A 23,723-nucleotide genomic window follows, 5' to 3' on the forward strand; every position below is an offset into this window, starting at 1 on the left:
CTGTTTTAAATTTATTCCGAGACAGATTGAGACCTATGTTGAAGCAGATTGGAGTCCGAGATAGGCAGTCAATAGCGGGCTATTGACAAAAATCAAGGGGTTCTAGATGCGAGACAGGGGCTCAATATGGCCGGAACATACCTGCTTGCAACGATAATATTATTTCTCAATAAATTTAAAACAGCTTCTAATATTTCCTTTACTGAACAAACGCTCTCCCCGGCAAGGTGCTATCGGGGAGAGCGTTTTAGCCCGCCAATCGGTAAAAATGGTAGATATATCGGTAATTCATATAAGTGAGGTACACAAAAACGACGTAATTTCGTATTGAACAAAAATGATCTATCCATTTTAAAGAAAGCCTTATGAACCGATTCATCGCTATTTTAGTTTTCTTATAGCCTCGATATCGGCATACTGCGATTCACCAAATGAAAACCGAAAAAGAAAAGCAGCCGGGTAGTTTGTAATCTTACATGTATGAGACGTATGACACTATATATTCTATTAGGTATAATTGTATCGATAACCATCGCAGGCATTGCCTTCCTGCACCAGCCGAGTTTCGGACGGTTACCGAAAGGCGAACGACTGGAACGTATCAAACGTTCACCTAACTATCGGGAAGGAGAATTTAGGAATATCGACACGACCATATTAATGACATCGCACAAAAGCCGACTATCCGGGATATGGAGTTTTCTGTTTCGCAAAGTAGAAGGACTACGCCCCGACGAACCCATTCCCGCCATAAAAACCGCTCTCCGTAAAATCCCGCTCGAAGAAAATGCTTTGGTATGGTTCGGACACTCGTCTTATCTATTGCAAGTCGATGAAAAACGTATATTGGTAGACCCGGTGTTCTGTATGGCTTCGCCCGTATCGTTCGTCAACAAACCTTTCCGAGGGACAGAAATCTATTCTCCCGACGACATGCCAGACATCGACTACCTCGTTATTTCCCACGACCATTGGGACCACTTGGACTATCATACGGTCAAACAATTGAAAGGCCGCATTGGGAAAGTAGTCTGTCCATTGGGTGTGGGCGAACACTTCGAACATTGGGGTTTCGATAAATCCCGAATCATAGAACTCGATTGGAAAGAGAGCGCAACACTCTCTCAGCAATTCATCATACACTGTCTGCCCAGCCGTCATTTCTCAGGCCGAGGACTCACTCCAAATCAAACCTTGTGGGCATCATTCTTGCTTGAAACACCCGACCGAAAAATTTTCATCGGAGGAGATGGCGGATACGGTTCCCACCTCAAACAAATAGGCGAACGATTCCCCGATATAGACTTGGCCATATTGGAAAATGGACAGTACAACGAGGATTGGAAATATATCCACACCATGCCCTCCTTATTAGAGCAGACGATAAAAGACCTCGGAGTTCACAGAGTCCTTACCGTACATCACTCTAAATACGCTCTCGCCCGCCATCGGTGGGACGAACCTTTGAAAAATGCCCGCAACTTGTCTCGCAATGACTCGCTGACTATCCTTATGCCTGTTATCGGCGAAGTGGTGAACCTCTTCTGAACGACATAATACGAAAAGTTTCTTCCCTACGAAGCCGTTATATAAATAAAAGAATGACTTGCCAGATTGGGAATAACTCTCCTCACCAGACATATATCCCGCAGCGGGGAATTACATTTAATCACCATTTGTAAAAATTAAAAAAGCAAAGCTCTGAAATTCAAAAATTTCAGAGCCTTGCTTTTGCGGTGCGGACGGGACTCGAACCCGCGACCCCATGCGTGACAGGCATGTATTCTAACCAGCTGAACTACCGCACCAGTTTCGTTTTGCGTGTGCAAAGATAGAACGCTTTTTTCAATTCTGCAACTCTTCGATTCAAAAAAATAGAATTATTTATTTCTTATTATCTCCGACAGAAATACAAGGAAATTGAAAGAGTCTCATATTCAACGCAAAACTCACACAATTAAAGCAAATGAATATTATGCCGCGCACACTCGGCAATTTGCTCCTCGGGCCAAATACTGGCCTGTACCTCGCCAATGTGTGCCTTTTGCAAAAGAAACATCGAGAAACGCGATTGCCCTATCCCCCCGCCTATCGAAAGGGGTAACTCGTCATTCAACAGAGCCCGATGGAAAGAAAGCTGAGCCCGCTCGGGACAACCGCAAATATCGAGCTGACGCAACAGAGCCTCTTTATCTACCCGTATCCCCATCGACGAAAGCTCGACCGGAGTTCCCAACACAGTATCCCAAAAGATAATATCGCCGTTCAGGCCCAAATAACCATCGCTGTTGGGAGTCGTCCAATCGTCATAGTCGGGAGCGCGCCCGTCGTGACGAGTTCCGTCGCTAAGCTGCTGTCCTATACCGATAAGGAATACGGCTCCATACCGACGGGCAACAGCGGCTTCCCGTTCTTTCGGAGACAAACGAGGATACTCTTGCAACAACTCCTCGGTATGTATAAATGTAATCTCGTCGGGCAAAGTCGGTGTAATGTGAGGAAACTCGGCATAGATGAGACTCTCGCACTCTTTGATAACCTTATAAATACTTTTCACGGTCTTTTTAAGATATTCGACATTACGATCCTCCCGTGTAATCGTCTTCTCCCAGTCCCATTGATCGACATACAACGAATGAAGATTGTCAAGCTCCTCGTGTGTGCGAATCGCATTCATATCGGTATAAAGCCCGAATCCCGGTGCAATGTCATATGCACCCAATTTCACCCGCTTCCACTTGGCGAGCGAGTGAACGACCTCGGCCTGTCGCCCGCCCATATCGGCAATGGGAAAAGATACCGCCCGCTCGCTTCCATTCAAGTCGTCGTTCAGCCCCGTACCGGAAAGAACGAACAAAGGAGCTGTTACCCGACGCAAGTTAAGCGTCTTGGACAATCGTTCCTGAAAAGCATCTTTCAACATTTTTATTGCCATTTCGGTAGTTTCGGGCAACAACTTCAATTTATATTTCGGAGGAATTATCAGTGACATTAGGATTCTCTTTGGTTAATATTATATTCACTTCGCATAAAATATTTGCAAATATATATCATTTTTCCAATAACAGAAATTATATTATATCAAATTGAGAAGTCAAACGTACAATATTATAACTTTTATAAAAAAGATTGTCGAATAATTTTAATTTTCTGAAACCAAAAGACAAAATAAATTGTTTATAAATATACACATATAAAAATTATATACTTTTGCACCGGAAAAATGCGAACATAAGTTGCGGTTTTGCCAGCTCTACCTTCGCATAAAAAAAACAAAATTCACACTCATGGATACAAACCGACTTGGCATTATGCCCGAGCCAAAGCTCTCGAAAGAAAGCGAACATAATCTTGTTTTCAAACCCATTACACTGGACTCTCTTTCCGAAATCGAACCCTTCCTGCACCGACAATGTTACCGCACCTGCGACTTCTCGATAGGCGGTATCTACATGTGGGTAGATTATTTCGGCTACGAATACTGTATTTCCCAAGATACGCTGTTTATCAAAGGAGGAGAGGAAGACAATTTGCAAAACACGGCTTTTGCCGTACCCGTCGGCAAATTAAATCTGCAAGAATCCTTACCGTTACTGAAAGAATATTGCCGCCGACACAACGTCCCGTTCATTTTGTCTGCCGTACCCGAACCGGCCGCACTGGAAATTCAACAACTTTACGGCTGCCCGATAACCGAATTGCCCGACTGGGGAGACTACCTATACAATGCCGTCGACCTTGCGACATTAGTCGGACACCGTTTTAACAAAAAGCGCAACCGAGTAAACAAATTCAAAAGCACCTACCCCGATTATCGCTACGAGATGATCACATCACAGAACCTCCCGGAAATAACAGCTTTTTTCGAGACCTACAAACAAGAATATCAAAAAAATAGTTTGCTGTTCACGTATGAAGAAAGTAAAGTGGTTCAAGTATTGCACGAATATGAAAAACTGAAATTTGAAGGAGGCGCTCTGCGGGTATCGGGACAAATCGTAGCATTTTCTATCGGCGAAGTTATAGGCGACACGCTTATCGTCCATATCGAGAAAGCCCGTAAGGAAGTGGCGGGGGTATACGAAGCCATCAATCAATTCTATTCGGCGCAAATGGTCGAAAAACACCCCGAAGTGAAATACATCAACCGAGAGGACGATGCAGGGGATGCCGGCCTACGTGAAGCCAAACTGTCGTATAACCCCGAAACCATCTTAAAGAAATACAATATCGCACTTAACGAATACGCTCTGTAAATCTATTTTTCTTACATAAAGACAATTTTTCATCGCTTCCTCTTCCTTTTCTCATAAAAACAGTCGATATGAGTTTCAATTAGCCGTTTACAAATAGGCTTGGTTTTGGACAAAGTTTATATTATCTTTGCGCAGTATGCCATTATAAAACAGACTCACAAAAAAACAAGTATATGAAGAAATTGCTATGGGCCATTCTTGCGACGGCTATCATCGCAGGCGCAAATCCCGAGACATGTTATGCCAAAAAGAAAAGTAAGAAAAACGATAAGAAAGAACAGGTAAAAGACACGACTGCCAAAGAGTCGAAATATGAAAAGCTCATCAAAGGAGCTAAGACTCAAAAGGGTATGTTCACGCTACACATTACGAATGACAACAAACTGCTGGTCGAAGTACCCGACTCGTTGATGAACCGCACGTTCCTGTTGTCGAGCCGTGTAGCCGCCACGACCGATCCAAAAATATTCGTCGCCGGCGAAATGACGACCAATCCGTTCATGATACGATTCAGCAAAAACGAACAGTCGCTCTTCATGCACCTCGTTCAGCACCGGAACATCATCGACGAGAACGATCCCATAGCGGCATCTTTCGACAAAAATTTTGGAGACCCTATTATCAAAGCATTCAAAATCTCTGCCAAAAACGGGAAAGACGTGGTAGTCGACATGAGTGATTTTTTCAAAGGCAATGAAAAAATCATCAGCCCTATGCCTACTCCGACTCCCGGCAGCTCTTCCAAAATAAAAACCGGAACCTACACGGCCGCCAATTCCTATATCTTAGGGGCGAAAAGTTTTCCTCAAAACAGTGAAATCCGTTCGGTATTGAGCTTTACCGGCGACAATAATTGCACCGTCACTATGCATCGCTCGTTGGTTCTTCTTCCCGAACGACCTATGACACCGCGTATCTACGACCGTCGGGTAGGATTCTTTTCGAGTGGTAAGAATATCTATTCCAGCGACAAAGATCGTATAGACTACACCAAATACGTACATCGCTGGCGTCTCGAACCGAAAGAGGAAGACCGCGAAGCCTATTTCAGAGGTGAACTCGTAGAACCGGCCAAACCCATTGTTTTCTACGTGGACAGTGCCTTCCCCGATAAATGGAGGGACATCGTAAAACAAGGCGTGGAAGATTGGAACACGGCATTCGAAGCCGCCGGCTTCAAAAATGCCATTATTGCACGCGACTATCCCAAAGACGACCCGGACTTCGACCCGGACGACATGCGATACAGTTGTGTGAAATATGCCGTGACCGACATAGCCAACGCTATGGGTCCGAGTTATGTAGACCCCCGCAGCGGCGAAATTCTGACAGCCGATGTCATCTGGTATCACAACGTAATCTCTCTCGTTCACAACTGGCGGTTCGCCCAGACAGGAGCTGTGGATAAACGGGTGAGAAAAGAAACCTTCGACAACGATGTCATGCGCGAATCTTTACGCTACGTCGCTTCGCACGAAATAGGTCATACACTGGGACTGATGCACAATATGGGGGCCAGCTACTCCTTCCCTATCGACTCGCTGCGCAGTCCTTCGTTCACGCAAAAATACGGAACCACGCCCAGTATCATGGACTATGCCCGTAACAACTTCGTGGCACAACCCGGCGACTACGAAAGAGGAGTACGGCTCACGCCGCCCATTCTCGGCGTCTATGACATTTACGCTATCAACTGGGGATATCGTCTCATACCCGATGCAAAAACACCGAAAGACGAAATCCCTACATTGGATAAGTGGATCGAAGAGAAAAAGGACGATCCCATGTACACTTTCGGAGCACAACAGTTCCCCGGAGCTTACGACCCGACAGACCAGACCGAAGATTTGGGAAACGATCATTTCCGCGCAGGAGAAATGGCGGTTTCCAACCTCAAAATCATTATGAAAAATTTCGAAAAATGGCTGTTCGACGAGGGTAAAGATTTCACTACGATTCAAGAGCAATATGCCGCTATCGTACAACAATACAACCGTCACCTGCGACACGTCACTCCCTATATAGGCGGTGTGCTCTTCAAAGAAGTGAGACAAGGAGAGAATGAACTACCCTACACTTATCTGGACAAAGCTACGCAGAAAAAAGCCATGCGGTGGATTTTGAACCAAGTACGTACCTATCGAGACTGGTTGATGCCGGCCGATTTAATGCAACGAATCAATGCACCCACCAACTATGCCAGTTCGGTTCACCGTTATATTCCGGCTTACCTTGTCAACCCCACGGTGCTGTTCCGCATTCAGGAAGGCGGTATCATCGACCCCGTGAAAAATTACACGCTGGACAGCTACCTCAACGATTTGATCGCCGAAGTATTTAAAACGACTTATCAGGGACGTAAATTGAACAACATCGAACGCGACTTGCAAAACGAGACCATCAATCAATTCATTCGCTATTCGTCGCTGAAACCGGCTTCATCGGGGATAAGAAATTTAGACTTCACCGACGACATCGATCTCGAAAGCGAAGCATTCCCTTGCAGCCACGCCCTTTGCCGTCATCACGATTCGGAAGAGCAATCGTTCACCCGTATCAACATGGGGCCTGCCCTATCGTCGGCCGATATGGCTCCTTACATGACCGGTGCGCTCAAAAAAGTTTTGGCGTTATACAAACAAAAAAGAGCGGCCTCGGCCGACAGTGCCACCCGCAATTTCTACGACTATCAGATCATCACGATAGAAAAACTATTTAATAATTAAAACCCGATGAAAACAAAGAGGTAAGAAAAAACATTATTTTTGGAGTACATCTTTGTAAACATATAGAATGAAAGAATTTATTTTAACACAAGAAGAAACCGAACGCACCGTTTTAGTGGGATTGATCACCAACACCCAAAACGAAGCGAAAGCAAACGAATATCTCGACGAACTGGCTTTCTTGGCAGAAACGGCCGGAGCGTTGCCCGTGAAGAAATTCCTTCAACGACTCGACACGCCCAATTCCCGCACTTTCGTCGGGTCGGGAAAACTGTCCGAAATAAAAGCATACATCGAAGAAAACGAAATAGGCATGGTCATCTTCGATGACGACTTGTCGTCGAAACAGGTACAAAATATCGAACGGGAATTGCAAGTGAAAATACTCGACCGCACCAGTCTCATTCTCGATATTTTTGCCAAACGGGCACAGACTGCCAATGCCAAACGTCAGGTAGAACTGGCACAATACCAATATCTGTTGCCTCGACTCACCCGACTGTGGACTCACCTCGAACGACAACGAGGAGGTATCGGCATGCGTGGACCCGGCGAAACTCAGATAGAGACCGACCGGCGTATCATTCTCGATAAGATTTCTCACTTGAAAGAGGAGCTGAAAAGCATAGACCGGCAAAAAAGCATCCAGCGAAAAAACCGGGGGAAGTTGGTACGAGTAGCATTAGTCGGTTATACCAATGTGGGGAAATCCACTTTGATGAACCTGTTAAGCAAGTCGGAGGTCTTTGCCGAGAACAAACTCTTTGCCACGCTCGATACGACCGTGCGAAAAGTGATTGTCGACAACCTTCCCTTTCTGCTCTCCGACACAGTAGGATTTATCCGCAAACTGCCTACCCATCTGGTCGATTCGTTCAAATCGACACTCGACGAGGTGCGGGAAGCCGACCTCCTGCTACACATCGTGGATATCTCGCATCCGGCTTTCGAAGAACAAATAGAAGTAGTCAATAAGACCTTACAGGAAGTCTGCGACTCCACCGACAAACCCATGATACTCGTGTTCAATAAAATCGACGCATTTTCCTATGTGGAAAAAGCGGCCGACGACCTCACCCCGAAAACGAGAGAAAACATTACGCTCGACGAATGGAAAGAAACGTGGATGGGAAAAATGCACGACAACTGCATTTTCATATCGGCCAAAGAAAAAAAGAACATCGACGAATTGAAAACGCTGCTTTACCAGCGGGTGAAAGAGATACATACGACAAGGTTCCCTTATAACGATTTCCTGTTTCAACACTACGACGAAATAACGACCGACGAATAATCTTGAATCCATAACCGGGCTACTCTCCGGCCTTTTACAAAATTTGTCCGATGAAGAATTACCGTAAACTCAATATTGCAGAAATCAATCAACTCACGACTCAATTTTGTACGGCCGAGAACTGGTCGAAAATAAATGTAGTCGAAGGGTTCTCTCCCGATCATATTACCCACACCCGTTTTTCCGGAGAAATCGAGCTGGGGATATTCGAAAAAGAGATGGAGCTTCCGGGTGGATTAAAGAAAAAAACGGGACTCCACCACGTCACCTTGCACAATTGCTCGATAGGGAACAACTCACTGATAGAAAACATTCCCAACTATATAGCCAATTACCGGATAGGGAGCGACTGTTTCATACAAAATGTAAATCTCATTCTCACCGAAGGCGAAAGCTGTTTCGGGAATAATACCGAAGTATCGGTATTGAACGAGACGGGAGGTCGGGAAGTACCCATTTACAATCGGCTGTCGGCACAACTGGCCTACATCATCGCCATGTATCGGCATCGCCCCGACTTGATAGCCCGCCTTCGAGAAATGATAGAGGCATATTCCCTCGCACAAAAGAGTTGCTACGGGGAAATAGGCAACGGCGTGCACATCGTCAATACAGGAACTATACGAAACGTTTGTATCGGAGATTACTGCCAGATAGACGGGACATCGAGACTCGAAAACGGTAGTATCAACAGCAACCGAGAGGCTCCGGTATACATCGGGCCGAATGTTACGGCCGAAGATTTCATCGTCAGTTCGGGAGCTCATATAAGTGACGGTGTAGTAATGTCTCGTTGTTTCATCGGACAAGCCTGCCACCTCACTCATCTTTTCTCGGCTCACGATTCGCTCTTTTTCAGCAACTGCCAAAGCGAAAACGGCGAAGCGTGTGCTATCTTTGCCGGCCCCTACACGGTCACCATGCACAAATCGAGTTTGCTCATTGCCGGAATGTTTTCTTTCCTGAACGCAGGCAGCGGGTCGAACCAAAGCAACCACATGTACAAACTCGGCCCTATCCATCAAGGAGTCGTTGAGCGGGGCTCGAAAACGACCAGCGACTCATATATCCTGTGGCCGGCCAAAGTAGGTGCATTTTCCCTCATCATGGGACGCCATGTCAATCACCCCGACACTTCGGGCATGCCGTTTTCCTATCTGATAGAACACGGAAATCGCTCTTATCTCGTTCCCGGTGCGAATCTCAAAAGCGTGGGAACGATACGCGACGCACAAAAGTGGCCCAAGCGAGACAAGCGCACCGACCCCGACAAGCTCGATTGTATCAACTTCAATCTGCTCAGTCCCTACACCATACAAAAGATGCTGCAAGGCATCGACACATTACAGGGATTGAAACAGACATCGGGTGAAACGTCGGAATGTTACTCCTTCCAAAGCACTACGATCAAGAACAGCTCCCTCAACAAAGGAATAGACCTGTACACCCTCGCTGTCCATAAATTCATGGGTAACTCGATCATCAAACGACTCGAAGGAGCACCGTTCTCCGATCTGAACGATTTGCACGACCGGTTGAAACTGACCGACTCCCTCGGAGAAGGCGAATGGATAGATCTGTCGGGATTGATTGTACCCAAGCAGGCTGTCAAAGACGAAATAGACCGTATCGTCGGTAATCCCGATTCCACGTTAGAAGAAACCGAATCTTTCTTCCAAGCCATGCATCGGCGTTACTACGACATGGAATGGACATGGGTTTGTTCGATAATGCCCCGTTGGTATGGAAAAACAGTCGACAGGCTGTCTCCCGGAGATATTATCCGAATCGTACGGCAATGGAACGAAGCCGTTGTGTCGCTCGACCGAATGCTCTATGACGATGCCCGCAAAGAATTTTCGATGATTTCCCGTATCGGATTCGGTGTGGACGGTTCTACCCGGCAGCGGGATTTCGATTTCGAACAGGTTCGGGGCGAATTTGAGAACGATGCCTTTGTCAAGATGGTCTGCAAGCACATCGAAGATAAAACCGCTTTGGGGAACGAGTTGATAGACCGCCTCGAAGCATTGATAACATCGATATCTCAGCATTAAAATGATATTGCCTCCCCGCTACTATCTCTTGCAACATCACAGGAATATAATGAAAAGCTATTCAACCCCTCCACCGCTTCGTGGCATCTCGCCCTCATCTGGCTCACAGTCAGGCAAGCGAAAAATCACATTACTGAGTATTCCCGAACAGCTGTGACATTTATCGTTTACTACCAGACTTTTCTCAAAAGAACAACGGTCCACGTCGCAAGGACAAACGGAGCCGTCAGCGTCGTTATCCCGATGCGCATTCCGGCAATTTGTAATACCGTACTTAACAGCACGGCCGCGGTCGCCTCTCCAAAACCTTTTAAGGATGCCGTGCCGAGTGCGATAGCACAAAGCACCCCGTTGTACCCCAATAATCCGGCTTCCGCACCGAGGATTCCCATATCCGGAAAAAGAGCCGCTCCAAGCGGCAAAACAGCGCCCCACATGGCATAAAGTCCATTCAACCGGGAGTTGATCCATATTCCTACGAGGAAAAACAAACCAGACAAAACGGTTCCACCTTGAAACATGACTTGTCCGATGTGCAAACAGAACACTTGAAAAAAATCTATATTCACCGGCTCCTGCACGGCTACGGAGTCGGACGAGAGCTCCAATGAAGGAAATACAGTCCGTTCCAACAACAGCAAAAGCCAAGTGACAAGAATAAACGGTGCAGTATACCCCGGCACGAACCGTTGACGTTGAAACAAGCGCATCACCCATGTAGAAAGGGCGGCTCCTATTATCAATAACATAAAAGCCCATACGGATATGTTCATAAACACACCCACGGCAATACCGACCAAAGTCCCGTTAAAACCATACAATCCGTTTCGTATATCCTCGCAGGAATATCCTGCTATCCGGGCAGTCGATGTACTCACAACCGTTCCCAATAGAGCCAGACCCGCCATATACAAAGAATTACAGGCTATCCCGGCCAACATCAAGACTCCCGACCAAGCATTATTCTGAAACATCACCTGCCCAATCCCACGAAATAAAATCTTTATCTTTTCCAAAATATCATTTTGCCAATCCATAACCCAAGAACAGAAAAAGTACATTCGTACTTCTCATTTCAAAATTTGGCCGAAAAGTGTAACGATTTTTTGTTGGACAATATCGAGCAGACCGCCGACATGCTCGTTGTTCCACTCACCTTTCCGACGAACCTCGTCCAACACGATTCGACTCTCGGCGTATATCTCTTTTTCGAGCAATAACAATCTTTGGGCATATCCGTTACCTTCGGGATTATAAAGCAATGCCATATGCAGATAATGCGGGCCGCTGCCTCTTTCCAAAGAAAACACTTTGTTTTTCAATCGGTTCGACCATTCGCACAACGGAGAGCGCACAGAATCTTCCGCCCCCTGCAACAGGGTCGGAACACCATACTCGCAGCCGATCCACACCGGCAACACGACCGAACAGGGAGGATACCCCAATATCGTCCACATGGTAGTGAATACAGGAGACTCTTCGGGTTTCACGCCTTCGATGACAACAGAAGCCGATGTACTGCGGCGAGGTATGAAATCCTGATCGACCACCCATGCATCGGTCGTAAAATCCCGTCCCAACAAAATGTGATAAAACGAGCGGGAACAAACGCCTGTAATCCATTCGGGAGTAATACTGCGCTCGGAGGCAGCACGTGAAAACAACCGGGCGGCATTATCGTAACGGATATAACCATAACCTTCGTTCGGCCTCCCCGATACAGAATAATTGGTACGAAGCAGATAACCGTCGGGACTATCTTTTACGTCATAACGGAATACCTCGTAACTATTCACTTCGAAATAGGCTGCTCCACCCAAAGCATCGACCACCCCGAAGTTAGCCTCCACCCCTATCGGACGAGGAAGAGAATCGAGTAACCGGGCGAAATCCTCTACCGTACGGCACTCGCCCAACACTTGTTTCATCACAACCCCTTCTCGGTCGGACAACGATGAAGTATCGTTTTTAAGATTATATGAAGCCGTATTCATGATAGCGAATCCAGAAGTATTATACCCGGCCCACACTTCGTTGGCCATCGTATCGACCCCGTTCACAAGTCCGACAAATTCCAACTTTCCTCCTTCTGCTTCGAAATGAACGATACGATTATTCAAATCCGATGCATCGCGATGTTTCCACAACAACGGACGCCCGTCGGGTGTTACCCGCCCCGAAACCACGGCCGAAGTACACGGGAACATAGGTATCCAGCCCACCAAATAGACAATAATAACACTCAACAATTTACGCATAACATCATCTTCACATCAATGCGTAAAAATAATATAAGAAATATTAGAATCAAACATACTCGTACAAAAACGTACAAACTCTGACAGAAATCCCAATTTTTAGGTATTGATACTCCTTTAACGGAAATCTAACTTTGCTTCACAAAATAAGTACTAAAACATTTATGCAAATAGCCAAAGAACATATCCGACAAAACATTCTAAATGCTGCTTTGCCCCTATTCTATGCCAAAGGCTATTCCAAAGTCACCATTCGTGAAATCGCCGACGACTCCCATGTAGGGTTAAGTAATATTTACAACTACTATAACAGCAAAGAAGATATCTTTCGCGAACTCGTACAACCCGTGATCAATGATTTTGAAATCATGTTAGACAAACATCATGGAAAAAGCGGATCTGACATCATGGAAATGTATACCGAACACTATCTCCGGGCTGTCATAGCCGAATACATATCGTTAATCAAAAAATATCGTAATCTGTTATTCCTGCTTTTATTTCGTTCGCAAGGGACTTCCTTAGAAAATTATAAAAGAGATTTTGCCGACCGTTCGACCGAAGTCGTCAAAGAATATTTTCGAAACATGAAAATAAAACACCCTGAACTAAATATAAACATATCGGAATTCACGATTCACCTGCATACCGTTTGGATGTTCACCATGCTGGAAGAATTAATCATGCATAAAAAGGTCTCCGATGAAATAGAACAAATAATAACAGAATACATGATTTTCAGTACAACCGGGTGGAGAGAGCTTATGAAAGGATAGGTTCTCTCTTTTTTTGAATGATTTTGAATATTGTTCGTTTTTGAAAATAACAAATAAGAATATGAAAAGAAAATACGAGTTCAAAAACATTGTAGCCGAAACACTGCTTATTCCACTTTATATGCGGGCAAAAGAAAGTAGGCGAAAAGATGCGATTCTAAAAGACAAAATGGCGGAACAATTAATCGCCTGCATCGAATACGATTATTCCAAATTCGACGGAGCAAAACTGAGCGAAGTAGGTTGTGTCGTAAGAGGTAGGTATTTCGACGATGCTGTCCGCCGATTTATCGATAACCATTCCCGACCGATTGTAGTCAACGTCGGTTGTGGATTAGATACACGTTGCCAACGCATTCATCGGGAAAACGATCCGACAAAATATTACGAACTGGATTTACCCGAAGTAATCTCTTTGAGACGAGAATTGATTCCCGAACCGGAATACGATACCTATATATCTTCTTCTTTATTAGAAACAAAATGGTTAGAGTGTTTGAAAACACAACACCCCGATTGTGATTTCATTTTTATCATCGAGGGCGTACTCATGTATTTCTATGAAGAACAAGTGAAGGCAGTTCTCCATAACATAGCTTCCCATTTTTCCGGCGGGGAAGTACAAAAGAGATCAACCATTAACTCAAAAACTCAATTCACATGACACCAAATAAAAAGAAAGAAGGACTTGCCCGTCTATTTCAAATAGCAGGTGAGCGAAAAGGCTTACTGATATTATCCGGTATATTGTCGGCAATCAGTGCTTTGTGTATGCTCGTACCTTATTGGTCGATATATGAAATTCTCAACGAACTCCTATCGAAAGCAGGAAATCTAGGTTCAATCGACAGCGATTTACTCATATACTGGGGGTGGATAGCTTTTGGAGGATTAATCATCGGATTGATACTACTCTATGCATCACTCATGGCATCACACGTAGCTGCTTTTCGCATCTTATACGGACTGCGTGTAAAACTATCCGAACATATCGGGAAATTATCCCTGGGATTTCTCAGCGATACCTCCACAGGTGCTATCAAAAAGACAATAGAACAAAATATCGAGAAAATAGAATCCTTCATAGCCCATACGATTCCCGACATGGTAAACGTCGCGGTAACCGTAATTTTCATGTTTGTTATTTTCTTTTCACTCAACGGTTGGTTAGCTGCAATTTGTCTTGCTTGTATCGTATTAAGCATTGGATTACAATACATCAACTTCATGGGCAAAACTGCAAAAACATTTACCGCCAACTATTTTGACACACAGGAGCGTATGAGCGCATCGGCTGTACAATACGTACGAGGTATACCCGTCGTGAAAATATTCGGACAGAGCGTAAAATCCTTCCGACAATTCCACGACGAAATTCAAGGATATAAAAAATGGGCATTGAAAGTTTGCGATACATACGAACCAGGCATGATCACTTTCACCGTGTTGTTAAACTCCATCGTCTCGCTTATTATCCCCGTCGGTCTGCTACTCATCAGTAACCAACCACACAATATCGCACTGGCCGCCGTATGGCTATTTTTCATCATCATGGGACCCGGTGTAACTTCACCGGTATATAAATTAATGTTTCTAGGAGGAGGTACTCGCGAAATCGACGAAGGAGTAAAACGCATAGACCGAATACTCGACGAAAAACCCGTTCCAGAAACAACCTTACCCCAAACTCCCCAAAGTTATGACATCGAATTCAGAGATGTCAGTTTCTCCTATGAGAGCAAAGAGCAAGTCACTCGCACAGAGGCGTTACGTCATATTTCTTTCAAAGCGTCACAAGGCGAAATCACAGCACTCGTCGGGCCGTCTGGTTCAGGGAAAAGTACGGTCGCCAGCCTCATACCCCGATTTTGGGACGTCGGCGAAGGCGGTATCTACATAGGAGGAGTCGATGTGAGAAACATCAAAACCGAGGAACTAATGAATCTTATATCTTTCGTCTTTCAAGATACATTCCTTTTTTACGATACATTGTATGAAAATATAGCCGTAGGTTCACCCAATGCCACCCGAGAACAAGTAGAAGCCGCCACTCGTGCCGCCCAATGTCATGAGTTCATTTCAAATCTGCCCGACGGATACGACACCCGCATTGGCGACAAAGGAGTATTTCTATCGGGCGGTGAGGCGCAAAGAATCTGCGTGGCACGGGCCATACTGAAAAATGCACCCATTCTCGTACTCGATGAAGCTACGGCTTTTGCCGACCCCGAAAATGAATACAAGATGCAACAAGCCTTGCAACACCTCATCAAAAACAAAACCGTCATCATCATAGCTCACCGATTATCGTCCATCGTATCGGCTCAACAAATCGTCGTACTCAAAGAGGGCTCGATAGCGCAAATCGGTACACATCAAAAGCTTAGCTCCATACCGGGAGTTTACCGACAGATGTGGGAAGCATACACCGATGCATTCCAATGGGAATTAAAAACCGAATATAAAGCTTAACATAACATTCACAAGAATATGAAAAAGAAAAACATAATCAACTCTATACTACAAAATACCCGTATGCCCGAAGGGTTCTTCGGTAGAATAATTCTACGAGGTATGAACAAGGGACATGCTTCACTCTCCCGCTGGGGGCTCTCCCAAATAGAATGGAAATCCGACTGGACGATACTCGATATCGGGTGCGGAGGTGGAGCGAATCTGAAACGCATGGCAGACTTCTGTCCGCAAGGGAAAATATACGGTATCGATATATCCTCCGAAAGCGTAAAATTCGCTCGAAAGGAAATCAAGAAACTGCTGAATACTCGTTGCTTTATCTCGCAGGGAAACGTAATGAACCTACCCTATGAGAAAGGAACGTTCGATCTGATTACTGCTTTTGAGACCGTCTATTTTTGGGGAAATCTGCAAAAAACTTTCAACGAAGTACACCGGGTTTTGAAAAATGGAGGACTCTTCCTTATCTGCTGCGAAGCTAGCGACCCCTCCGACGAAACATGGACAAGCCGTATCGACGGCATGGTCGTCCATTCTGCCCAAGATTTAGAGTCCTGTCTTGCCCGGTGCGGATTCTCAAATATCACCACACACCGTAGAAATAAAGAAAATATCTGTGTAATCGCACAAAAAATTCAGTAAATCATGAACGCTATTCAAAATATAACCATCGGCCAACCGGATCGTTTGAAAAAGCCCGTTGGCTATACCATATTATCCAATTTGGTAAATATCATACCCTTTTGCCTCTCTATCGAAGCTATCGACGTTATTTTCCGAGCTTTCGACGGGAACGGTACACCACTCGATACCACTCGATTATGGACAATTTCCGGTATACTCGTCATATATGTAGCCGTCATGGTAGCGGCCGAAAGAGCCTCCTACCGGGCGAACTTCCGTAAAGCCTATGCCATGAGTGCCGACGGACGCATCGCTCTGGCAGAACACTTGCGCAAATTATCACTCGGATTTCTATCTCGCCGTGATCCGGGCGACCTGTCCTCTATGATTATCACCGACTTCACCATGGCCGAAACCGGCATATCCCATCATCTGCCTCAACTAATGGGTGCTCTTGTCATGCCTGTACTGGCTTTCCTGTCTCTCCTCTGGATAAATTGGCGCATGTCGGTAGCTATGTTCATAGCTCTTCCCGTAGCCATTCTGATCTTATGGCTCAGTACAAAATTACAACAACGGCTCAGCAGTAAACAGATAGAAGCGAAAATAAACGCAGGCAACCGCATGGAAGAATATCTACAAGGTATTCGGGTCATGAAAGCTTATAATCTTTTAGGCGATCGCTTCGTCAGATTACGCAAAGCGTTCTCCGATTTACGAAAAGCCTGCATACGACAAGAAGCCTTGTTGGGCCCGTTCATCATGCTCTCTATCACAATCGTCCGAGCCGGACTAACCTTAATGATCCTGTGCGGAACCTACCTTCTTATTGGAGGAGAACTCTTGCTAACCACTTTCGTCCTTTTTCTGGTCGTCGGCTCACGGGTATTCGACCCACTGACTTCTGCCTTGACAAACTTCGCCGAATTTCGTTATTTTTCCATTGCCGGAGGACGCATATTAAATTTAATGAAAGAACCCGAAATGAAAGGAGATAGACCCGCTCCCAACGGCGGTGACATTGAATTTCATAATGTATCTTTTTCTTACCAAGATAAAAAGGTTCTGCACCATATTAACCTCACTTTGAAACAAGGTTCCCTAACCGCACTCGTGGGACCGTCGGGCAGTGGAAAAAGCACCTTGATGAAACTCTGTGCCCGATTCTATGATCCTGGGGAAGGTACTGTTTCAATGGGTGGGCAAGACTTATCTACATTAGAGCCCGAATCCCTTATGAAAAATATATCTATGGTTTTCCAAGATGTTTATCTATTCCAAGATACGATTCGCAACAATATCCGATTCGGGAAAAATGATGCTACCGACGAAGAAATTATCGAAGCTGCCAAGAAAGCACAATGTCACGAATTTATCACGAAGCTTTCCAAAGGTTACGATACGATGATAGGTGAAGGAGGTTGTACTTTGTCAGGAGGAGAAAAACAACGCCTCAGTATCGCTCGTGCCATCTTGAAGGATGCTCCCATCGTATTGCTCGACGAGGCGACTGCCTCGCTCGACCCAGAGAATGAAGTGGAAGTACAACGAGCCATTAACACCCTGATAGCTGGTCGTACTGTCATTGTTATCGCTCACCGTCTCAAAACAATCTGTAACGCCGACACGATAGTCGTTCTCGATGAAGGTCGCATTGTAGAAAAAGGCAGACACGAAGACCTTCTGAATAACCACGGATTGTATGCTCATCTCTGGGATATACAAACTCAAATTGCCGGTTGGAAATTATAAGGTATCGCACCGAAACACCGTTCGAGAAGATAAAGGATACAAAGGGGGAACCAATTAATTGGTTTCACCCTTTGTTTATATTATCTTTGCATCGGGAGGTGAAAATAAACTTTCGGTACGATCGAGAATGTCTGCTTTCGCTCCCTGCTTGCACGGTATTTACATAAACCATCAATGGAAAACTAGTTATGGAATATATTTTTGAATTGGAGATGCAAGTGCGCGACTACGAATGCGACATGGAAGGAATCGTTAACAATGCCATCTACCAGCACTATCTCGAACATACCCGTCACGAATTTTTAGCATCATCTGGAATCTCATTTATCGAGATGCACGAGAGAGGTGTAGATCCGGTAGTCAATCGCATCGAAATAAACTATAAAACACCGCTCCGCAGCCGCGACAAATTCATCAGCAAATTATACATGCGCAGGGAAGGCATCAAATATGTCTTTTATCAAGATATTTACAAGACTTCGGGAGAAACATGTATCAAAGCTGTCGTGGAAACGGTGTGTACTGTAAACGGACGAATAAGCCGAGGTGAAGAATTTCTCCCTTATTTCGAGAAGTATCTGCAATAATCCTTTTCTCATTCAAGCCGTTATGGAACAAGAGGTGATATATCGTATTGCATTATCCCGATTAAAAGGAATAAACAAAGCCCTCGCCCAGCACATTCATGAAACGGTCGAAAGCCTCGAAACTTTCTTTGAATTACCAGAATCCCAACTACAAAAAATTACCGGGATAAAGGGAAGGATTCTTCACGAAGACAACCGGCAAACAGCCTTACAGGAAGCCCGCAAGGAAATGGAATTTATCCGAAAAGGGTGCATCGAACCTCTCTATTTCACAGAGCCGAATTATCCCCAACGGTTACTCGATTGTATCGATGCCCCACCCTTGCTCTATTATCGGGGTAATGCCGATTTAAACTCTTCTAAAATAATCAGTATCGTGGGAACGCGCCGGGCGACCGAATACGGTAAAGATTTCTGTGAAACCCTGATTCGGGATTTATCGGAATATTTTCCTCAACTGGTTATCGTCAGCGGATTGGCGTATGGAATCGACATTTGCGCCCACCGTTGTGCCCTGCGACATGGCTTAAACACGATCGCAGTCCTTGCACATGGATTGGATCACATCTATCCGGCGAACCACCGTTCCACAGCCGTAGAAATGGTATCGCACGGAGGATTGCTCACCGAATATACCGGCTACCACCGTATGCATCCGGCATTTTTTGTCGCCCGCAACCGCATTGTCGCCGGACTTGCCGATGCCGTTATCATCGTGGAATCGAGGGAAAAAGGCGGGGCTCTCATCACTGCCGGTATAGCCGAAAGCTACCACCGTGATGTATTCGCTCTACCGGGAAGCATACAATCCGAATCGTCAGCCGGGTGTAACCACCTGATACGCCGGAATCGGGCAGCCTTAATAACCTCGGCCGACGACCTCGTCGAAGCCATGTGCTGGAACGCCCCACGGAAACAAGCCGTGCAACGCTCGCTTTTTCCAGAACTCACCGACGAAGAGCAAGTTGTTACGAACTATCTGACGCAAAAGGGAGAAGGACAGATAAACCGTATGACCGTCGACCTGAACCAACCCTTGTCACAACTGCTCTCCATACTGGTGGAACTGGAATTTAAAGGTGTAGTAAAAGCCTTACCGGGAGGCATCTATAAATTATAGGCCATAAAACGAAAGTGGAGAAAAGCCGTATATCGACAACAACTTTTCTCCACCTATACGTTTTTCGTGCAAATCTTTATAGATAAGGTTGTGTATCGCTATCGCATCCTTGCTGCTCTTCGCAACAGTCGCAATGTCCGTCACAATGTTCTTCTTTCAGTTCCAATTCGAGAGTAGCATGCTCGATACCCAAATCCTGTAAATCGTGCTTCAACCGATGTTTTACCTCGTGCATGTGCGTAATATCTTTCACAACGATATGTGCTGTCAATGCCGTTTGAGTCGTACTGATGGCCCAAATATGCAGATGATGTACATTAAGGACATCTGGATCGGACGATAGAACGGTTTCCACTTTCTGTACATCGATTCCTTCGGGCACTCCATCGAGAGCGAGTCGTAAACTCTCTTGTAACAAATGCCATGTGGAATAAAGAATCACAAGCCCCACCACGATACCTATTATCGGGTCAATGACATTCCACCCCGTATATTTGATAACAATCCCCGAAACCAACACTCCAACCGATACCAAAGTATCTGCCGCCATGTGTAAGTAAGCTCCTTTGACATTCAAATCTTTCGACTTGTCAGCAAAAAAAAGATAGGCCGTAAAAGCATTGATAACGATGCCTATCGCTGCTACCCATGCGATCGCACCACCGTCGAGGGGAGTAGGATTACTGAACTTCTCGACACTTTCATACAAAATAACGGCAACGGCAACAAACAGAATGGCAGCATTCAATAGCGAAACTAATACGGTACTTTTCTTATATCCATAGGTATATTGCAAAGAAGGTTTAGCCATCGATAACCGCAAAGCGAACATCGCCAACACAAGGCTCACGACATCGCTCAGGTTATGACCCGCATCGGATAACAAGGCCAACGAATCATAATAAAACCCTGCACCGGCTTCGGCCAACACGAAAACAATATTCAATACGATACCGACGATAAACGACCGATTCAATTTCTGCATATCGGGTGTCGGGTGAACATGATGATGGTGGTGATGTTCCATAACTGCTAATTTAGAAAGGTTTGAATCCCATGATTTCACGAACCTCTCGCAATGTTTTCGATGCACTTTCGCGAGCTTTCTCAGCTCCCATCTTCACAACCCGAGCCAAATAGGCCTCATCGTTTTGTATCTCCAAAAAACGTTCCCGAATCGGCAAAGTGACTTTAAGAATATCCTCGGCCAGCTGCTTCTTCAAATCGCCATAACGAATTTCACATGTATTGTATTTCTCTTCGAAATAGGCTACCGTGTCGGGAGCAGATACGATTTTAAGAAGAGTGAACAGATTTTCCACAGGTTCGGCTTTGGGGGAATTGGGCACTTGCGGACCTTCGTCGGTTACCGCCCGCATAATCTTTTTTCTCAATGTCTTTTCATCGTCCACCAAATAAACGCAGTTGCCTTCCGACTTACCCATTTTGCCCGATCCATCGAGTCCCGGAACTTTTATAGGGTCGCTGCCGAAATTGAAATTCTGAGGTTCGGTAAAATACTCGACACCATAAGTAGAATTAAATCGACGGGCAAAACGGCGTGTCAACTCCAAATGCTGTTCTTGGTCTTTCCCCACCGGCACATAATTAGCATGCTGAATAAGAATATCCACAGCCATTAAAGTAGGATAAGTAAGCAGACCGGCATTCACCCGTTTGTTAGAATTACCTCCTATAATCTCGTGTTCTATATCCTCATCGTTATTGGTCTTTATTCCCAACTGTTTACGAGCCTTATCTTTAAATGAAGCCGTCCGCATCAACTCTCCGATACCTACGTGCATATTCATTAACAAATACATTTCGGAAATCTCAGGTACATCGCTCTGTACGAACAAGGTCGATTTCTCAGGATCAAGACCGGCAGCCAAATATTCGCAAAGGATATTCCGAACATTCTCATGTAGAGTTTTCGGATCGGGATGCGTAGTGAGGGCATGTAAGTCGGCAATAAAAAAATAACTATTGTATTTCGCCTCTTCCTGCATTTTGACAAAATTACGCAATGCTCCGTAATAATTTCCCAAATGCAAATTTCCCGTGGAACGGATTCCACTGACAACAATTTCTTTCATATATATAGTTCTAACATTTCAACGGCTCATCAAAATACGCTTGCTTTCGTATTATCTATTGCAAAAATACAAAAAATAGCCGCAAAATAGTACCCGGAATAATGAAAAAGCGCAGCAGTAATTCATTTAAAGACATATCTTCCCCGGCTTGTCGGACAATCGAGGATATAATTGCTCGACGATAGCAGGAGTCCCCACCACAATAGGAACATTACGATCCTCCCGGAATGAACGAACCGTACCCCCGGCCTCGGTTACAATCAATATACCGGCACAAACGTCCCACAAATGCAAATTGAATTCCCAATACCCGTCCAAGATTCCAGCAGCGACACAACATAAATCAAATGCTGCCGATCCTTGACGACGCACCCCGCGAACCATTGGTAAAATACGGGCCAGATTGTCGAGATTATTATCGGGGTTACGATCTTTATCTATGGGAAATCCGGTAGAAACGACAGACTCCTGAGTGTCATTCTTTCCTGAAACATGAATAGAACGCCCGTTCAACATAGCTCCTTTTCCTTTACAAGCCTCGTACAGTTCGTTCAAATATGGAGCATAGACCACCCCTAAAACAGTTTCACCTTTACATTGGAGACCAATAGAGACTGTAAATATAGGCAGCCCTTGACTATAATTGGTTGTTCCGTCCAAAGGATCGATCACCCAACAATACTCCGAATCTCCCGCATGCATACCACTCTCTTCTCCTAATATAGCATGTTCAGGATAGGTCCTCTTTATTTCGCCTATGATATAACGTTCACTTTCTTTATCTGCGACCGTAACCACATCGTGCATATTGAACTTGGTCTCGATATGCAAGTGATTCCCCCTGAAATAAGAAAGTTGTATTTTACCGGCTTCCTTCGCACAGTTTCGGGCAAAAGCAAGCATCTGCTCCATTCTATCCATACCCGTTAAAATTAATCCCGGCTTTCTTCCAGAAGGAAAGAAAGCCGGGTAATCTCTTATCCAATCTCTATTTTAATCCAGATCCTCTACCTCTTCGATAGGAAGCTGACGTCTAAAAATTTCTCGAAACGAAATCAACGTCTCGGTGCGAGATAAACCGATAGGCTGTAATTTCGTATGAATAATTTCAAGTAAATGCTGATTATTACGTGCGAACAATTTGATGAACATATCATACTGTCCTGTCGTAAAATGGCACTCCACTACCTCGGGAATCTTACGCAACTCTTCCACTACATGGGAAAAATCACCCGGATTTTTCAAATAAAAGCCCATGTAGGCACACGTTTCAAATCCTATTTTATTTGAATCTATTATGTATTCCGATCCTTTAAGAATCCCCAAATTCGTCAATTTTTGTACCCGTTGATGAATAGCGGCCCCCGATACATTGCATTCCCTTGCAACTTCGAGAAATGGTATCCGAGCGTTCGAGGCTACAAGTTTAAGAATTTTGTAATCCAACTCGTCCAATTGATGATGTCCCATGGTCTGTTTACGATTTTTTACAACTGTTTTATTATTTATTTTGCAAAGATAGTAATAAATTTACACTATTCATCTAATGAACATGTTAATTTTGTATGAATTTACTCTAACAATTATTTTTCGGCAACATCTTCAAATAAAAGGAATTACAATTTGTAAGCATGCGCCGGGACTTTTACAAATTACACGCTCTATATATCGAGCGAAACCTCAGGTGGTTCGGTAAAAAACT

Annotated in this window: 18 protein-coding genes, 1 tRNA gene and 1 pseudogene; 12 read left to right on the forward strand and 8 right to left on the reverse strand. The window is 44.9% G+C overall.

Features of this window, described 5'->3' with window-relative positions:
• The first annotated feature begins 480 nt into the window (after positions 1 to 480).
• On the forward strand, positions 481 to 1,548 hold the full coding sequence (locus QVD32_RS07650) for an MBL fold metallo-hydrolase (RefSeq protein ID WP_021890931.1): 1,068 nt from the start codon (positions 481 to 483) through the stop codon (positions 1,546 to 1,548).
• 186 nt (positions 1,549 to 1,734) lie between these two features.
• Here the strand turns inward: QVD32_RS07650 and QVD32_RS07655 are convergent.
• Together QVD32_RS07655 and asnA are read right to left on the reverse strand one after the other, a co-directional pair.
• Positions 1,735 to 1,808, reverse strand: a tRNA-Asp gene (locus QVD32_RS07655).
• Between the two features lie 149 nt (positions 1,809 to 1,957).
• On the reverse strand, positions 1,958 to 2,992 hold the full coding sequence (gene asnA, locus QVD32_RS07660; protein ID WP_021890932.1) for an aspartate--ammonia ligase: 1,035 nt from the start codon (positions 2,990 to 2,992) through the stop codon (positions 1,958 to 1,960).
• Between the two features lie 295 nt (positions 2,993 to 3,287).
• On the opposite strand from asnA, the gene QVD32_RS07665 reads away from it, so the two are divergent.
• The 4 genes from QVD32_RS07665 to QVD32_RS07680 all read left to right on the forward strand — a co-directional run bounded on the left by QVD32_RS07665 (position 3,288) and on the right by QVD32_RS07680 (position 10,333).
• Entirely contained in the window at positions 3,288 to 4,256 is a 969-nt protein-coding gene (locus tag QVD32_RS07665; RefSeq protein WP_021890933.1) for a DUF2156 domain-containing protein, read from the forward strand.
• 173 nt (positions 4,257 to 4,429) lie between these two features.
• A complete protein-coding gene (locus QVD32_RS07670; RefSeq protein WP_118687529.1) occupies positions 4,430 to 6,982 on the forward strand; it encodes a zinc-dependent metalloprotease in 2,553 nt (850 codons plus the stop codon).
• A gap of 67 nt (positions 6,983 to 7,049) precedes the next feature.
• On the forward strand, positions 7,050 to 8,276 hold the full coding sequence (hflX, locus tag QVD32_RS07675) for a GTPase HflX (RefSeq protein ID WP_021890935.1): 1,227 nt from the start codon (positions 7,050 to 7,052) through the stop codon (positions 8,274 to 8,276).
• Between the two features lie 50 nt (positions 8,277 to 8,326).
• Positions 8,327 to 10,333: a DUF4954 family protein gene (locus QVD32_RS07680; RefSeq protein WP_021890936.1), complete on the forward strand. Its 2,007-nt coding sequence runs from the start codon at positions 8,327 to 8,329 to the stop codon at positions 10,331 to 10,333.
• A 170-nt stretch (positions 10,334 to 10,503) separates the two neighbouring features.
• On the opposite strand, the gene QVD32_RS07685 is transcribed toward QVD32_RS07680, so the two are convergent.
• Together QVD32_RS07685 and QVD32_RS07690 are read right to left on the reverse strand one after the other, a co-directional pair.
• Complete coding sequence (locus QVD32_RS07685; RefSeq protein WP_040296208.1) at positions 10,504 to 11,352, reverse strand: urea transporter; 849 nt, start codon at positions 11,350 to 11,352, stop codon at positions 10,504 to 10,506.
• Between the two features lie 51 nt (positions 11,353 to 11,403).
• Positions 11,404 to 12,591 (reverse strand): carcinine hydrolase/isopenicillin-N N-acyltransferase family protein, encoded by a 1,188-nt coding sequence (locus QVD32_RS07690; protein WP_008862350.1) that lies wholly within the window; start codon positions 12,589 to 12,591, stop codon positions 11,404 to 11,406.
• A gap of 164 nt (positions 12,592 to 12,755) precedes the next feature.
• Here QVD32_RS07690 and QVD32_RS07695 point away from each other — a divergent pair, with 164 nt between their 5' ends.
• The 7 genes and pseudogenes from QVD32_RS07695 to dprA all read left to right on the forward strand — a co-directional run bounded on the left by QVD32_RS07695 (position 12,756) and on the right by dprA (position 19,925).
• Positions 12,756 to 13,367, forward strand: coding sequence for a TetR/AcrR family transcriptional regulator (locus QVD32_RS07695; protein WP_008862351.1), 612 nt, complete (start codon positions 12,756 to 12,758; stop codon positions 13,365 to 13,367).
• 61 nt (positions 13,368 to 13,428) lie between these two features.
• Positions 13,429 to 13,989, forward strand: a pseudogene (locus QVD32_RS07700) (class I SAM-dependent methyltransferase); the annotation flags it as partial.
• Between the two features lie 38 nt (positions 13,990 to 14,027).
• On the forward strand, positions 14,028 to 15,839 hold the full coding sequence (locus QVD32_RS07705; protein ID WP_008862353.1) for an ABC transporter ATP-binding protein: 1,812 nt from the start codon (positions 14,028 to 14,030) through the stop codon (positions 15,837 to 15,839).
• A gap of 18 nt (positions 15,840 to 15,857) precedes the next feature.
• Complete coding sequence (locus QVD32_RS07710) at positions 15,858 to 16,484, forward strand: class I SAM-dependent methyltransferase (RefSeq protein WP_008862354.1); 627 nt, start codon at positions 15,858 to 15,860, stop codon at positions 16,482 to 16,484.
• A gap of 3 nt (positions 16,485 to 16,487) precedes the next feature.
• Complete coding sequence (locus QVD32_RS07715; protein WP_021890937.1) at positions 16,488 to 18,218, forward strand: ABC transporter ATP-binding protein; 1,731 nt, start codon at positions 16,488 to 16,490, stop codon at positions 18,216 to 18,218.
• A gap of 188 nt (positions 18,219 to 18,406) precedes the next feature.
• Positions 18,407 to 18,805, forward strand: a complete 399-nt coding sequence (locus QVD32_RS07720) for an acyl-CoA thioesterase (protein ID WP_008862356.1) — start codon at positions 18,407 to 18,409, stop codon at positions 18,803 to 18,805.
• Between the two features lie 22 nt (positions 18,806 to 18,827).
• Positions 18,828 to 19,925, forward strand: coding sequence for a DNA-processing protein DprA (dprA, locus tag QVD32_RS07725; RefSeq protein ID WP_021890938.1), 1,098 nt, complete (start codon positions 18,828 to 18,830; stop codon positions 19,923 to 19,925).
• A 76-nt stretch (positions 19,926 to 20,001) separates the two neighbouring features.
• Here dprA and QVD32_RS07730 read toward each other — a convergent pair whose 3' ends face one another.
• The 4 genes from QVD32_RS07730 to QVD32_RS07745 all read right to left on the reverse strand — a co-directional run bounded on the left by QVD32_RS07730 (position 20,002) and on the right by QVD32_RS07745 (position 23,491).
• The gene (locus tag QVD32_RS07730) at positions 20,002 to 20,952 is read right to left on the reverse strand and encodes a cation diffusion facilitator family transporter (RefSeq protein ID WP_021890939.1); all 951 of its coding nucleotides are present in this window, start codon (positions 20,950 to 20,952) and stop codon (positions 20,002 to 20,004) included.
• 10 nt (positions 20,953 to 20,962) lie between these two features.
• Positions 20,963 to 22,021 carry a tryptophan--tRNA ligase gene (trpS, locus tag QVD32_RS07735; RefSeq protein WP_021890940.1) on the reverse strand — a complete coding sequence of 353 codons (1,059 nt, stop codon included), beginning with the start codon at positions 22,019 to 22,021 and terminating at the stop codon, positions 20,963 to 20,965.
• Between the two features lie 126 nt (positions 22,022 to 22,147).
• Positions 22,148 to 22,942, reverse strand: coding sequence for an inositol monophosphatase family protein (locus QVD32_RS07740; RefSeq protein WP_021890941.1), 795 nt, complete (start codon positions 22,940 to 22,942; stop codon positions 22,148 to 22,150).
• Positions 22,943 to 23,014: 72 nt separating this feature from the next.
• Entirely contained in the window at positions 23,015 to 23,491 is a 477-nt protein-coding gene (locus QVD32_RS07745; protein WP_008862361.1) for an Lrp/AsnC family transcriptional regulator, read from the reverse strand.
• Positions 23,492 to 23,723 lie beyond the last annotated feature (232 nt).

This window comes from Barnesiella sp., from assembly GCF_022723415.1.
Classification (GTDB): Bacteria; Bacteroidota; Bacteroidia; order Bacteroidales; family Barnesiellaceae; genus Barnesiella; species Barnesiella intestinihominis.

Coding starts and splice junctions, on each gene's coding strand:
- QVD32_RS07740 (WP_021890941.1), bottom strand. CDS start 22,942: ATGGATAGAATGGAGCAGATGCTTGCTTTTGCCCGAAACTGTGCGAAG.
- QVD32_RS07715 (WP_021890937.1), top strand. CDS start 16,488: ATGAACGCTATTCAAAATATAACCATCGGCCAACCGGATCGTTTGAAA.
- QVD32_RS07690 (WP_008862350.1), bottom strand. CDS start 12,591: ATGCGTAAATTGTTGAGTGTTATTATTGTCTATTTGGTGGGCTGGATA.
- QVD32_RS07665 (WP_021890933.1), top strand. CDS start 3,288: ATGGATACAAACCGACTTGGCATTATGCCCGAGCCAAAGCTCTCGAAA.
- QVD32_RS07745 (WP_008862361.1), bottom strand. CDS start 23,491: ATGGGACATCATCAATTGGACGAGTTGGATTACAAAATTCTTAAACTT.
- QVD32_RS07670 (WP_118687529.1), top strand. CDS start 4,430: ATGAAGAAATTGCTATGGGCCATTCTTGCGACGGCTATCATCGCAGGC.
- QVD32_RS07705 (WP_008862353.1), top strand. CDS start 14,028: ATGACACCAAATAAAAAGAAAGAAGGACTTGCCCGTCTATTTCAAATA.
- dprA (WP_021890938.1), top strand. CDS start 18,828: ATGGAACAAGAGGTGATATATCGTATTGCATTATCCCGATTAAAAGGA.
- asnA (WP_021890932.1), bottom strand. CDS start 2,992: ATGTCACTGATAATTCCTCCGAAATATAAATTGAAGTTGTTGCCCGAA.
- QVD32_RS07730 (WP_021890939.1), bottom strand. CDS start 20,952: ATGGAACATCACCACCATCATCATGTTCACCCGACACCCGATATGCAG.
- QVD32_RS07695 (WP_008862351.1), top strand. CDS start 12,756: ATGCAAATAGCCAAAGAACATATCCGACAAAACATTCTAAATGCTGCT.
- QVD32_RS07680 (WP_021890936.1), top strand. CDS start 8,327: ATGAAGAATTACCGTAAACTCAATATTGCAGAAATCAATCAACTCACG.
- QVD32_RS07710 (WP_008862354.1), top strand. CDS start 15,858: ATGAAAAAGAAAAACATAATCAACTCTATACTACAAAATACCCGTATG.
- hflX (WP_021890935.1), top strand. CDS start 7,050: ATGAAAGAATTTATTTTAACACAAGAAGAAACCGAACGCACCGTTTTA.
- QVD32_RS07650 (WP_021890931.1), top strand. CDS start 481: ATGAGACGTATGACACTATATATTCTATTAGGTATAATTGTATCGATA.
- trpS (WP_021890940.1), bottom strand. CDS start 22,021: ATGAAAGAAATTGTTGTCAGTGGAATCCGTTCCACGGGAAATTTGCAT.
- QVD32_RS07720 (WP_008862356.1), top strand. CDS start 18,407: ATGGAATATATTTTTGAATTGGAGATGCAAGTGCGCGACTACGAATGC.